Below are 12533 nucleotides of genomic sequence, written 5' to 3' on the forward strand. Positions count from 1 at the left end.
CGTCGTAAGGTGCCGCGAAACCGTCCGGCCCTGGCACGCTATAGTCCTCGTCGCGCCAATCGCTGAGCGGCATATAATTATCTATGCCAACGGCATTGATGTCGGGATGCGCCCAAAGAGGGTCGAGATGGAAATAGACATCGCCGGACCCGTCCTGCGGATGGTGGCCGAAATACTCGGTCCAGTCGGCGGCATAGGTCAGTTTGCAGCCGGCGCCGACCACCTGACGGACATCGGAAGCAAGTAGGCGCAGCCCGTCGACAAAGGGAAAGCCGTTCGACTGGTCCCTGACGATGGTCAGTCCGCACAATTCCGAGCCGATGAGGAAGGCGTCGACACCGCCCGCCAGTTGAGCGAGATGCGCCATGTGCAATATCATGCGGCGATAACCCCAGTCGTCTGCATCTCCCTTGAACTCAACCTGCCCCTTCTTGACGCTGAAGTCTTTTGCCTTGCCGAGAAATGCCGCGATCTGAGCCGCCGCGTTGGCCGTCCGATTGGCGGTGGCGGGCCGCAACGGCGCCGGGTGGCAGGTTATGCGGCCCCGCCACGGAAAGGTCGCTTGACCGCTACCCCCGTAGGGATCGGGCAGTTGGTTACTGTCCAGAATATCAAGCATGATGAAGGGGTAAAGCGTCACCCCGAGCCCCCTCGCCTTCGCATCCATAATCGCGGCGATCACGCTCGCATCGGACGGCGTGCCGCCGTAGGCCGCGCCCTCAGCAGTCCGCGAGATCAAATGAGCATCGGATCGAGCGATGCCGCCGGCGTACCAGGGTTTGCTTTCGCCACGCGCCTTGCGCTCCATCACGCCCGGCTTGATCCGGCACTCACCGGCGCGTAGGTCCGTCCCGAACCACGGGACCACGATCGCGACATGCTTCAGCGAGGGGCAAAGCGCCTGTAGCTCGTCCATCGAGGCCTGCCAGTCGCTCTGTGCGCGCAGGCAATTGCGATTGAGCGATCGCGTCTCGCCCTTGCTCGGCTCGTCTGTCACAGGTTGCGGCGATAATCCGAACTCGGTCGCGCCAGGTATCAAAGCGACTGCCGGCAGATCACGAGCGGCAGCACCGACAGCGCGAACCACCTCAAACTGGAATTGCGGAATACGCCCGCCAAACTCATCGACAGGCATGCGCTCGAAGACCACATAGGCCGTGCCGCGATAGGCGGGGGCATTGCCGGCTCCCTGCTTGGCTTCGATCAAGGGATCGGACGGCTGGGTCTCGCTGCCCTTGTACACCCGCATCGTGCATTTCGTCTGGTCGAATTCCTTGCCGTCGGCCCACATGCGGCGGATCAGACTGATCTCGCCATTGGCCACAGCGATGGCAAAATTGGCAAAATACGAATATTCGGTGACTTTCGGCCCGCCCTTGGAGCCGCGCCGATCGCTCTTGACCTCTTCGAAACGCGTCGCCCAGACCAATGTGCCAGGCAAACGCGCGGTTCCGTAGAGACGCGGCAGCCCGGCACCTTCTTCTGCAAGGGTCGGCCGCATCGACGACATCCGGCCCGTTTCGACGCGCTCGCCAAACAGGGCCTGATCGATGAGATAGCCACCGAGCGAGGCGGCCGCGGTCCCGATTGCGGCTGCCACCGTACCCTGGCCCAGCAGCCATCCCGCCGCAGTTGTCAGAACAATTGTTGCCATCTAATTGGATCTTTCAGCAATCTGCTGCCGGTTCAGGAAATGCGAAGGCTCCGGCAACCCGGCGGCGCCATTGCGGCACAAGGGCCGATTCCAGTACCGCATGTCCTTCATAGGCGTGAATGAAGCGCTCAGGACCGGCCAGGATACCGAGATGCTTCGCAGCGACATTGTCTCGCCAGCGAAAGACGAGCAGATCGCCGGTGCCTGCTTCGCAAGGCGGCTTTTCGATCATGTGCCGCTGCGCGGCTTCAAGCAGCGGATCGCCACCGCCCGCCTCTGCCCAATCCGCCGAATAGGGTGAGACCTGTTGCGGCTCGCTGCCATATAGCGCACGCCAGATGCCGCGTACGAGGCCCAGGCAGTCGCATCCGACCTGGCAACGTGATCCCGCATGGCGGTAGGGTGTGCCGATCCAGCGGCGCGCTTCGGCAACAGCAAGGTCAGCAGCCGTCATGGTACCAACGGCCCGCCATCAAAATTGCCCTTGCCGTCGGCGTAATTGTAGGCGGCATCGTTGCCCGGCAGATGCGGGAAGCCGCGAAAGTTGACGCTGTTGCCAAACTTCGCCTTACATTGGGCAAAACTCTTGTCGCATCCCGGCAAAAGTTCGAACCGATCGCCGACCTTCGGATCCGGAAACTGCGCGTCGCGCAGGCCGAGCCGTATTCCGCCGCCATATTGCCCGCTGCTTAGAGCAACATTTGACGTGCCGTTCATCCAAGTGAGCGCTCCATTGTCAAACCACTGGCCAGTCGGCGGCTGCAAACCCGAGACCACGATTTCGCGATCGGATAAAATCTGGATCACCACGCCGGCCTGTTTAGCCGCACCGTAGCCGCAACGACGGTCTCCGAGTTGGGCGTCGCATCGACGAGTGACGCGCCTGCCGCTGATCTTATCGAGGTCGGCGGCACTGCTTTTCAGTTCCGCCACGAAACGCCCGCCTGAGCGGGTAATCGCGCCAATACGCGAACTTCGCAGAAGGGTGCACTGGTCGGGAGCATTCCAGTTGACGAGCCAGGTTTCTACCACCGCCAGATCGAATGCCCCGCGTTCGATGTCCGCAACAGCGATGCTCAGAGACGAAAGCGCGCCCTCCACTTCCGCGCTGTCGACGCTGAGCCCCAATGAGGTCGTTGCCTCGCTGCCGCTGAGGCCCGTCTGGGGCTCGCAGGCAACGCCCGCGACGGAGAGTGTCCGGTCGTGATCTGTAAAGCCGAAGACTGCTGCGTCACGTCGGCGGATAATCCAGCAGAAACAATGGGTTGTAACCTCACCTGCAAGATGTGATTCCAGCAATGGCGAAAGTTGCGTCATGCCTTCACCTCAATGATCGGTATGGACGGAATTTCGCCCGCCTTGAATGATCTAAGGCTGATCGCCAGCCGATCCGTATCGAAGCGAGCCGGCACGTCGAAGCCGAAACCGGCGGTGATGCTTGCTCCCGCAGGCGGGACCTTTCCCTGCTGGAAACTGACGCGTCCGCTCATAGTATCGACGGCGAAATCGCCGCTACTTCGCTCTACCCCATTGACCGCCACGCGTACGCTGCCGGGCTCTGGCTTGGTGATGGGCCTCGCATATTCACCGTATCGCTTGGTCAACTGGAATATGGCGTTAACGCCATCGCCATGCCCAAGCCACTGATCGGCAGGAGAAACCGACTGTCCAGACTTGCATGACAAATGATCGAAAGGATCGCGGAACCGGAAAGCGTAGAGCGAGCCGCGGCGCGCCTCGAAGAATGTCATTACGCTCTCGAGATCGGCGAGCGACCGAATGCCGGTGCCCGCATCATAGTGACGCCGCGATTGGGCCCAGCGAGCATTGCGCTGTTCGAGACCGGAGGTCAGCGGAACGATCTCATTGCGCCATTCGGGGCCGCCGGTCGCGCCGAACGACACGCCGGTTGGAAAACGCACGTCATGGAAACCAGTCATGGTTGACCGCCTTTAAAGGGTTCGCGCCCCGCGTTGAACCGCACGCGCCAGCATGCCGGTCATCTGCGCTTCCGATTTGCGGAAGGAGGCGGCATCCGGCGTCGTCACGTTGAAGGTGACATGGAGGGGTGCGCCGCCACCCTGGGATACGACACCAAGCTTGCCGTCGGCACCGCGCGCCAGCGGCATGATCGCCTCGGCGCCGGCTTCGCCCATCAATCCCAATGCACCGCCATCGTTGAAGTAAGTAGGACTGTTGACGACGCCGCCCTTCGCATGCGGCTTTGCCCCCTGGAGACCGTTGAACAGCCCTTCAAACCAGCCGGACGCCATTTTCTGCAAGGGTGCAAGACCGGCGCCGAGGGCCATGTTGGCAAGGCTCATTCCGAGGTTGCGCAAGACATCCTCAAAACTCCTGCCGCTGACGGCCGCACCCTTCAGCGCGTCGCTTATGGTGCGACCGAATTGCTTCGACCTCGCTTCAAGGTTGGTGAGAACACTTTCGACGGACTTTCCATCGGCCGTAATTTTCAGCGGCACGGCAAATTCTTCGGTGGCCATTCATTGCTCCACATCATCGGGAAACATGCGCACAATTTGTTCAATTTCGGATCGTGTGGGTGCCAGGAGCGCGCGCGGCCGCGCGAAGGCGGCGTTGAGCTCGCGCAAGGTCATGGCCCAGAACGCCGATGGCGTGAGCCGCAGCAGGCCCAATCCCGCCTTCATGATGGCGTCCCATGGAAAGGCGTCGACCGGCTGATCTGCTGCGGCTTTCAAGGGTTTGGCGGCGCTTGCTCCGATTTTGAATCACCGAAGGTCGCGCTCAGCAGTTCGCTCACGATGGTTGCAAAGCCGGCGGCTGCGCCCTCCGTGCGCATCAGAGCCACTGCCTCTGGCCCTACGTCGTTCCCGCCGCCTCTAAGTCCAGCAGCGATGATCTTTATGAGATCGCCGGCAGAAAGCGCGCCGCCGGCAAACCGTCTCAGCAATGCGCCAAGATCCTGCGCCCCGTAGGCGTCCTCGAGTTCGGCAAGGGCACCAAGCGTCAGGCAAAGCGTGAAGTCGCGTCCGTCGAGATTGGCGCTGATCTCACCACGGCGGCGGTTAGGCATGGGCCGCCTCCGTGAATTCTACCGGACCCGCGGATTCCAGCGCGATCTCGAAGGTCACCTCGCCGTCATGCGCCCCGCCATATTCCAGCGCCATGATCTGGAACAGTCCGCGCAGGATGCCGAAATCCGGCAGGACGACCTGCCAATTGGCGATGGTGCCGTCGAAGAAGGCCTGGCGGATAAGCGCGTCGGATTGTGCATCCTTGAACAGCCCGGAGCCGCCGATCGAGGCGCGCTGCACACCGCTTCCGCCGAGCAGTTCGCGCCAGCGGCCGATGGCGTCGGCATCCGTCACGTCGACGGCTTCGGCGTTGAAGGCGATGCGCTTGGAGCGCATGCCGGCAACGGTCATATAGCTGCCGGCGGCGTTGGCGATCTTCAACAGAATGTCTTTACCTCTTTGGGCACCCATCTCGTGTCCTTTCTTATGGCTGTTCTTCGGTGACGGCGCGGTAGCGGAGCACACCGAGGTAGCCGTCTCGATTGTCTTCGGGCCGCGCCAACAACGATTGCGGAATCAGGTTGATCAGCCGGTGGCCGGTGAGCGTCAGTTGCGTCCCGGTCAAAAGCCGATCGATTGCATGCATGATCTGCATCACGGATTTGCGGCCGCTCGCCCGATCCCAGACATTCAGCGTGAAGATATGTTCGCTGCCACGCTCGCTCGCCGTGCTCCAGTCGTAAGTCGTCGAGGCGCCAAGCGTCACATAGGGAAATTCCGCCTGCGCCGGCACGCGGTCGTAGACACGGGTATTGATCAAGCTTTTCAGCGACGGATCCGCCTTCAAGAGTGTTAGAACCGCCTTCTGGAGTTCCAGTCCGGCGCTTGTCATCGCTTCGGCTCCGGCATGGGCTGGCTTGAGACGCGCACCGGTGTCTCAGGCTTCGGTGCTGCGATTTCCTTCTCGGATAAAGCGATAGCTTGCCAGCGCAGGGTCCTTATGAGATCGGCGACCGTCAGCTCCATGGTGATTTTCATTGAACCTCCTCGCGCACGCGGCAGACAAGATAGCGGCCGCTCTCATCCGGATCGTGCAGTGTCAAAATCTGGAAAATGCGGTTGCCTTTGCGCAGGCGCATGGCGCTCGTGATATCGCGGCGCATGCGCAGGGTTATGCGATGCGTCGCCTCGGGAAGCGCCTGTTCGCCCAGCCAGCGCACCCCTGCGTCTATGGGCTCGACCTGCGCCCAAAGCGTGCCGATTTCGGTCCAGGCGACGACAAGGCTGCCGGCATCGTCCATGTCGTACCGGGGCTCCTCCAGCGACAGTTCCTGCGACAATCTTCCAGGATCGATGAACAGCGTCGGCATCAAAGGGATATCCTGCGCCAAAGGCCGACCGTCCGCTCGAAGGCTGGCGGATAGGAGACTGGCTGCTGCGAGACATCGAAGACGCCGCGAAACTCATACCAGTGCGCGACAAGGGTCATGATAGCGTGGCGCAAGGCATCGGGGACGTCCGTGCCTGCCTCCCCGAAACCGGCCTCGAAATCGATCTCGAGGCCGGAGAGCGCCGCATGGCTCGGTGCAGCAAGGTAAAGCCGCGCTGGACGGGTCGAACCGTTCAAGTGAATAGAGTCTTGTGCAAGAGCGACCGGCGTCCCGTCGTCCTGGTATGCTGTGACCGAAACAATGGAGCGCAGGGGATATTTGGCAATCTTGATCAAGCCATGCCTCGGCCAGCGATCGGCATAAAGTCGCCAGGTCTGGGTGACGAGCGCAAGACCGGTCTGTTGCTCCAGCGTTTCGCGCGCCGCCTTGATCAGACCAATCAGGAGCGCGTCCTCGCTGCCATTGTCGAGACGCAAAAACTGGCGCAGTTCCGCCAGCGTCACCGGCTCGAGCGCCGGCGCCGTCAAAATTGCAAGAGTCATGGAAGTGTCCTGATTGGAATGGGTTTTTGGTGCCACACGGCACTCTTCCGCGCGGGACAGAGTGCCGCCGTGCCGGGTTCCTTATGAGACCGCGAACTTCAGCAGCTTGATCGCTGCAAAATCCTGGACCCCGCCGCCGACGCGCTTGGTCGTATAGAAAAGCACGTAGGGCTTGGCTGAGTAAGGATCGCGGAGCACACGCACGCCCATGCGATCCACGACCAGATAACCGCGCGCGAAATCGCCAAAGGCGATGGCAAAGCCGCTGCTGGAGATATCCGGCATGTCCTCGGCCTCAGTCAAACCAAAGCCGAGCAGAGACGCCTGCTGGCCCGGTGCGGCAGGCGGTACCCAGAGATAGTTGCCGTCATTATCCTTGAGCTTGCGCACTTCCGCCTGCGTCTTGCGGTTCATCACCCAATTCGCATTCTGGCGATAGCCGGCCTTTATCGAATAGATCGTATCGAGAAGAATGTCGGAGGCGGCAGTTGCCGGAAACTTCGCGGCGACGCCAGTCGCGAGGAAGCCGATCTTGCCCCAGGCCCAGGCATTTTCCGCCACCGTGTCGTAGTTCAGAAACCCGCGCGGCTTGTTGACGCCGTCGCCGGAGACGAATGCCTTGCCCTCCTGCTCGGCAAAGGCGGTTTCCACCTCCGCCGAGATCCACTGTTCGACGTCGACCGCGCCATCGTCGAGCAGCGATGCAGTCGCCGCCGGCATGGCGTAGAGTTCCATGGTCGGGAACTGTAGCTCTGCCAGCTTGGAGGCATCGGTCTGCGGCCTCGCATCGGTTTCGCCAACCCAGCCTACTGCCGGCCCCTTGATCGAGAAAGGCTTCTTCAGCAGCGAGCTCGAAACTTGCCGCACCGAGGCAAGGTTGCGGATTGGCGAGATTGCGGCCAGCCGTGTGCCGATCTCGCGTTCCATCTCCGGGGGCACGAGGTAGCCACCATCGGCGGCGGTGCCTATCGACAGCGCCTTGGCTTCGATCGGGCGCAGACCGCTTTCGTCGCCGCGCCGGACATAGTTGTCAAAAGCCGTCTTGTGCTCGAGCGAGACCAAAGGGTCAAAACCGCCATCGAGGTGGGGACGTTCCCGCTTCAGCAGCATGTGGTCGATGACCCGCTTTTGCTCGTCAAGCGTGTCATTGATGCGGTCGAGCTTTTCATTCGTCAGCACGTCCGTTCCGCCCCGGCGCTCGATTTCCGCAAGCCGGTACTCGTTGGTGCTTTTATACTCGTCGAACGAACGCATGAACGCATCGAAGGAATCGTCCACGCTGCTCGCGTTTTTCGTCTCAAGATCAGGCATTGATGTCTGTTGCGTCATCGTTTTTCCTTTGGTCATTGAAATGGCGTTGCGGCTCTGATGTATCTGGCAGCGGCACGAAGCTTGGCTGAGAGGCGCTCCGCTTCGGTATGTGCCTGCCGGGCGAGGCTCTTCACTTGGCCAACGCGAGCCGAGGGCAGCATCGGGAATGTCACCACCGAGATCTCCCAGAGATCGGCTTCCTGGATATGGCGGATGCCGGCCCTGCCGGATCTGGCGCGCACCGTTCGAAACCCGATCGAAAGGCCATCGATCGCCCCCGTTCGCATCAGTTCGAGGATTTCCCCGGCACGGGCGACTCCCTTGGTCAGCCGGCCCTCTACATAAAGACCGCGGCTGTCTTCCCTTATCTCGGTCCATACCCCTATCGGCTGGTTGGGATCATGCTGCCAGAGCATGCGGATGCCGAGCGCGCCGCGTTCGCGTACGGATTTGGCAAAGGCGCCGGGTTCTATGGCGTCCTTGCCTAGATCGACCTCGCCAAAGAGGCTGGCGTAACCGGAGAAGCTGCCATCGGGCGTAACCTTTTCGATGGAAAGCCCGGCAAATTTCTTCTCGATCACTGGAGATATCGCTTTAGCGCGCATCCGCGATATCCTTTTTGTTTCCATTGCTTGCGTTACAATGCGGAGTTTTCGATTCACCCGTGCGGGCGGCAAGCCGCGCAAACAGGCCGAGCGCCGTCCAGGCCGCGAGACTTGCGGCCGTTGCGCCCATCAGCATCAGTTCGCCGTCACCGAGCTGACCGCGAATATCGAGCTCCACCGCGATCTTGACGCCTGCGGCACCGCCGAAAGCGAGCCCGCAGACAATACCGACGATAAAGCGGATCGCAGCTTCGCTCTTGTCCTTCGGCAACATGTAGGCAAGCGAAACAGCCGATCCTGCTACCGCGCCGACCGCTTTTGCCGCGAGTATCCAAGCGGCGTCCGACCAATGTGTCATAGTCAATCTCCCGAAGTTTTCTGCGTGTAGCCGACAGCCTCGCGCTTTTCCTCGTCGCTGAGGAACGGCGCCGCCGCGATGCGCTGCCAGAGGGCGTCGCGCTCCTGCGCCAATCCGTCGACGCGGTCGAGATCAGGTTCGAGCCTGAATTTTCCGCCATAGGCGGGGCCGAGCCAATTGCTGAAAGCCTTCGCCGTTCGCACCACCAGCGGGATAACGCTGAGGCGATAGAATGCACGGTTGGCTTCCGAATAATTGGCGTAGGTGTTGTCGCCCGGAATGCCCAGCAACATCGGCGGGATGCCGAAGGCGAGCGCTATGTCGCGGCTTGCCGTATTCTTGGCGGCGACAAAGTCCATGTCGCGTGGCGACAGACCCATCGACTTCCAGTCGAGTCCGCCCTCAAGCAGGAGCGGGCGCCCCGCCTTGGCGGCGCCCGTATAACCTTCTTCAAGCTCGGCCTTCAGACGGTCGAACTGCTCTTCGCTAAGATGGCTCGTTTCGCCCGGCGCATAGACGAGAGCGCCTGACGGGCACGCCGAGTTGTCAAGCAACGCCTTGTTCCAGGTCGCTGAAGCATTATGGATGTCGAGCGCCATCGACGCCGCTTCGAGCGGCGCAAAGCCGTAATGATCATCGAGCGGGTGGAACAACTTTAAATGCAGGCTGCGGCCTTCGCCGAGCGGCACCGTCCGCTTCTGCACGCCGGCACCATAGGTGAGCGCCGTCGGCCAGCCGCGATCGTCCGCGACGATACGCACGCGGTCGGGTCTGAGAAGATAGAGTTCGCTCGCGCCGCTGCCGCTCTCCACCCGCTCCACATAGGCATTGCCCGACAGAAGGAGGTGACCATAGAGCTCTTCGAAAAGGCTCGACCCATCCATCCCGCGATGCGGATCGGCGAGAAGCTGGAGGGCGGGATGGCGGCTGTCTTCAGCATCGCCTTCATAGAGCAGCCAGGGGATCGAACTTGCAGCTTCGGCGAGATGGCGTACGCAGCGATAGACGACAGCGTTGCGCATGAAGCCTTGCCGCGACAGCCCGCAATAGCCGCTCTGCGACCAACGCGCTTCGCGCTCGAGCTGCAGTGCCACCAGGCCCGGCGCGGATTTACGCTGGAGATGCGGGTTCTCGTTCGCGGCGCCGCGGCGCCACGGCCATTGAATTGCCATTTGACTATTGCTCTCCGTCTGACGGATTGAATTGAGGCAGTCGCCGTTAGGCCACGACGCGCACGCGCGGACTGCCGTCGCGGCGACGAAACAGATCGCCCAGCGCCCAGACGAGGGCGTCCACACGATCGGGCGAACGGCCGCTGGATAGACCGGAGGCGGTGAAATCGCACATCTCGTCCTCCAATTGCCGGAACCGCCCGGCGTGACGCACCCTGCCCTGTTGGTAGAGCGCGGCGATCGGTTCGGCGCGCAAAGCCTTGCCGCGATTGGCCCGTACGGAACGGACCGGCACCGCAGCATCCTCGGCTGCGATAACCGCCGCGACCATATCGCCACCCTGGTTGACCTCGGCGATGATGAGGCTTGGCCGGGGCAAGGCTCGCATCGGCCAGTACCCAGGCGATACCCGCGCCATCGAGCCCTGCGGCGACGATCCCGCATGCGTCCGACTTCTTGTTCGCGCTTGCCGGCGGATCGATAGCCACAACGATGCGCTTCAGATCCGGCACATCAGGACAGTGGATCTTCTCCAGCAATGGGCGCGACCACAGGGCGTCGGGGTTGTCCTCGATCAGTTCACCATCAAGTTCCTGTCGGCCGAGACGCGTTCCGCCATAGAGTTCGCTGACATGATCGATAAAGCCCGGGGCGAGGTTCGCCGCATTCTCTTCGGTTCGCATGCGCCAGACCGGAATTGCCGGATCGGCGATCATGGCTTTCAGGAGCGGCAAGGGACGCGGCGTCGTCGTAATAACCTGACGCGGCTTGGTGCCGAGCCGCAATCCGAATTGCAGCATGTCCCAGCTCTCCTGCAGATTGCGCCATTTCGCCAGTTCGTCACACCAGGCGGCGCCGAATTGCGGGCCGCGCAGGCTGTCCGGATCCTCCGAGGAGAACATCGAGGCAGTCGCGCCATTGGCCCAGAGAAGCCGGCGGCGGCTTGCTTCGAAGCGCGGACGTTCGGTGCGGGACACCGCCATGATCCCCGAAGGTCCGTCGATCATGATTTCGCGCACGTCGGCAAGCGTTTCGCCGACAAGTGCGATATTGCCGGATTTGACCGTGGAAAAGGGCGGAAGTGCGTGAACCATGCCGTTGACCCATTCTGCACCCATCCGTGTCTTGCCGGAGCCGCGCCCGCCGAATATCAGCCATGCGTGCCATTCACCGCGTGGCGGCTGTTGTGCATCGCGCCCCCGGATCATCCATTCCCGGACCGCGGCTCTCGACTCCCGTTCGTTCAGATTGGATCTGGACCAATTCTCTTGCCCGCATTTCCGCAAGTTCATCGATCCTCTCGTCAATGCGCATCAGGACGTTGCGCAATTCGTCGGTGCTGAGGCCGCCAACGGCTTCGAGTCTTACGGCGGCAAATCGTTCCTGGAGATCGCCCACCTTTTCGATGGTGCGGGTGAGCAACGCCAGCGTGTCGAGTTTGGTCTTGCTGAGGCTGTCTTCCTCAAGCGCAGTCAGCGCTTCCACCTCTTTTTGCAAGAGGTTCATGATCTTCTCGGCGAGCCGCAATTGCCGGCTCTTTTGTTCGAACCCTCCGCCGGACAGCCCGTTGCGCTTCAAGGCGCGCAGGAACTGCGCTTCGTCTTCCCCGAACAACGGTGCGATCTCGGCTGATGAAATGCCATAGTCACGGCAGAGCGCAACTGCGCTCCGCCGCCGCATGACGGACGAGGAAGAGGCCATGAATGTCCTGAGAGATCGCTTTGCGAACCGTCAACGCTCGCAGGGCGATGCTGCCCTGCGGAGCACTGAAGTCACATTTCCGACGATGACCAAAACCTACTGCACGACCGTTACGCAGTCAAGGACTATTTTCCTATATATGAATTTTTTCTCTCTAGGCCGCTTTGTGCCAACCCAGAGCCAGCATACCAGCGCCAATCATCAGCGATCCGCCGGAGCGATTGACGATGCGCTGCACCTTGGGTTTGCGGATCGTGTGGCGGGCCATGGATGCCATCAGCGCATATGTGCCGGCGTTAAGCGTTGCCAAAACCAGGAATGTCATCTCGAAGATGACCATCTGGCCCAGCACGGGACGCGACAGGTCGAGGAACTGCGGCAGGAACGCAACGAAGAAGATGATGCTCTTCGGGTTAAGGGCGGTGACGACATAGGCATGAAGAAAGACCGGCAGCGCCTTCTCCTCCTTGACCGCCGCATCGCCGCCATCAGGATTGGCAACCGGCGCTCGCCAGAGCTTGATGCCGAGATAAATCAGATAGGCTGCGCCCACCCATTTGAGGACGGTAAAGATCGTTGCGGAGGCGGCAAGCAGGGCGCCAAGGCCGAGCATTGAAGCTGTCATTGCGGTAAAATCGCCAAGCGCGACACCGGCAACCGTTGCCACGGCAAAGCGGCGGCCATGGCCGAGTGCGTAAGAGATGACAAGAAGGATGGTGGGGCCGGGAATGGCAAGGAGAATTGCAGATGCCGCAACGAATGCGAGCCAATGTTCAATCGACATGCGTACCATCCTCGAGTGAAAA

17 protein-coding genes and 2 pseudogenes are annotated in these 12533 nt (G+C 61.4%); all 19 read right to left on the reverse strand.

Annotation, left to right across the window (positions count from 1 at the left end; translation table 11 throughout):
• Window positions 1–31: 31 nt before the first annotated feature.
• A pseudogene (locus tag BR48_RS26820) lies at window positions 32–1654 on the reverse strand (glycoside hydrolase TIM-barrel-like domain-containing protein); the annotation flags it as partial.
• A 13-nt stretch (window positions 1655–1667) separates the two neighbouring features.
• Window positions 1668–2108 carry an NlpC/P60 family protein gene (locus tag BR48_RS0102995; protein WP_027229946.1) on the reverse strand — a complete coding sequence of 147 codons (441 nt, stop codon included), beginning with the start codon at window positions 2106–2108 and terminating at the stop codon, window positions 1668–1670.
• Entirely contained in the window at window positions 2105–2971 is an 867-nt protein-coding gene (locus BR48_RS0103000) for a DUF2163 domain-containing protein (protein ID WP_027229947.1), read from the reverse strand. Before BR48_RS0103000 ends, BR48_RS0102995 begins: the two co-directional genes overlap by 4 nt.
• Window positions 2968–3594: a DUF2460 domain-containing protein gene (locus BR48_RS0103005; RefSeq protein WP_027229948.1), complete on the reverse strand. Its 627-nt coding sequence runs from the start codon at window positions 3592–3594 to the stop codon at window positions 2968–2970. Before BR48_RS0103005 ends, BR48_RS0103000 begins: the two co-directional genes overlap by 4 nt.
• Before the next feature lie 12 nt (window positions 3595–3606).
• Window positions 3607–4155 (reverse strand): phage tail tape measure protein, encoded by a 549-nt coding sequence (locus BR48_RS0103010; RefSeq protein WP_027229949.1) that lies wholly within the window; start codon window positions 4153–4155, stop codon window positions 3607–3609.
• Window positions 4156–4371 carry a rcc01693 family protein gene (locus BR48_RS26095; protein ID WP_027229950.1) on the reverse strand — a complete coding sequence of 72 codons (216 nt, stop codon included), beginning with the start codon at window positions 4369–4371 and terminating at the stop codon, window positions 4156–4158.
• On the reverse strand, window positions 4368–4706 hold the full coding sequence (locus BR48_RS0103020; RefSeq protein WP_027229951.1) for a gene transfer agent family protein: 339 nt from the start codon (window positions 4704–4706) through the stop codon (window positions 4368–4370). Before BR48_RS0103020 ends, BR48_RS26095 begins: the two co-directional genes overlap by 4 nt.
• A complete protein-coding gene (locus BR48_RS0103025; protein WP_027229952.1) occupies window positions 4699–5118 on the reverse strand; it encodes a phage major tail protein, TP901-1 family in 420 nt (139 codons plus the stop codon). The genes BR48_RS0103020 and BR48_RS0103025 overlap by 8 nt, the downstream gene beginning before the upstream one ends.
• Window positions 5119–5131: 13 nt before the next feature.
• Window positions 5132–5539 carry a DUF3168 domain-containing protein gene (locus BR48_RS0103030; protein WP_027229953.1) on the reverse strand — a complete coding sequence of 136 codons (408 nt, stop codon included), beginning with the start codon at window positions 5537–5539 and terminating at the stop codon, window positions 5132–5134.
• Window positions 5536–5685: a hypothetical protein gene (locus BR48_RS26100; protein WP_155810799.1), complete on the reverse strand. Its 150-nt coding sequence runs from the start codon at window positions 5683–5685 to the stop codon at window positions 5536–5538. The genes BR48_RS0103030 and BR48_RS26100 overlap by 4 nt, the downstream gene beginning before the upstream one ends.
• The gene (locus BR48_RS0103040; protein WP_027229954.1) at window positions 5682–6017 is read right to left on the reverse strand and encodes a phage head closure protein; all 336 of its coding nucleotides are present in this window, start codon (window positions 6015–6017) and stop codon (window positions 5682–5684) included. The genes BR48_RS26100 and BR48_RS0103040 overlap by 4 nt, the downstream gene beginning before the upstream one ends.
• Complete coding sequence (locus BR48_RS0103045; protein WP_027229955.1) at window positions 6017–6580, reverse strand: phage head-tail connector protein; 564 nt, start codon at window positions 6578–6580, stop codon at window positions 6017–6019. The genes BR48_RS0103040 and BR48_RS0103045 overlap by 1 nt, the downstream gene beginning before the upstream one ends.
• An 81-nt stretch (window positions 6581–6661) precedes the next feature.
• Entirely contained in the window at window positions 6662–7909 is a 1248-nt protein-coding gene (locus BR48_RS0103050; RefSeq protein ID WP_036813235.1) for a phage major capsid protein, read from the reverse strand.
• 14 nt (window positions 7910–7923) lie between these two features.
• On the reverse strand, window positions 7924–8496 hold the full coding sequence (locus BR48_RS23655) for an HK97 family phage prohead protease (protein WP_036813238.1): 573 nt from the start codon (window positions 8494–8496) through the stop codon (window positions 7924–7926).
• Complete coding sequence (locus BR48_RS0103060; protein WP_027229957.1) at window positions 8486–8854, reverse strand: DUF6107 family protein; 369 nt, start codon at window positions 8852–8854, stop codon at window positions 8486–8488. Before BR48_RS0103060 ends, BR48_RS23655 begins: the two co-directional genes overlap by 11 nt.
• A 2-nt stretch (window positions 8855–8856) precedes the next feature.
• Window positions 8857–10026 (reverse strand): phage portal protein, encoded by a 1170-nt coding sequence (locus BR48_RS0103065; protein ID WP_027229958.1) that lies wholly within the window; start codon window positions 10024–10026, stop codon window positions 8857–8859.
• 46 nt (window positions 10027–10072) lie between these two features.
• Window positions 10073–11234 (reverse strand): annotated as a pseudogene (locus BR48_RS23660) (terminase family protein).
• A complete protein-coding gene (locus tag BR48_RS25715) occupies window positions 11194–11727 on the reverse strand; it encodes a hypothetical protein (RefSeq protein ID WP_027229961.1) in 534 nt (177 codons plus the stop codon). The pseudogene BR48_RS23660 and the gene BR48_RS25715 overlap by 41 nt, the downstream one beginning before the upstream one ends.
• Before the next feature lie 154 nt (window positions 11728–11881).
• Window positions 11882–12511 carry a LysE family translocator gene (locus BR48_RS0103090; RefSeq protein ID WP_027229962.1) on the reverse strand — a complete coding sequence of 210 codons (630 nt, stop codon included), beginning with the start codon at window positions 12509–12511 and terminating at the stop codon, window positions 11882–11884.
• Between the last annotated feature and the right edge of the window lie 22 nt (window positions 12512–12533).

Origin of the sequence: Phyllobacterium sp. UNC302MFCol5.2 (genome assembly GCF_000686005.1) — a bacterium.
Lineage (GTDB): Bacteria > Pseudomonadota > Alphaproteobacteria > Rhizobiales > Rhizobiaceae > Phyllobacterium > Phyllobacterium pellucidum.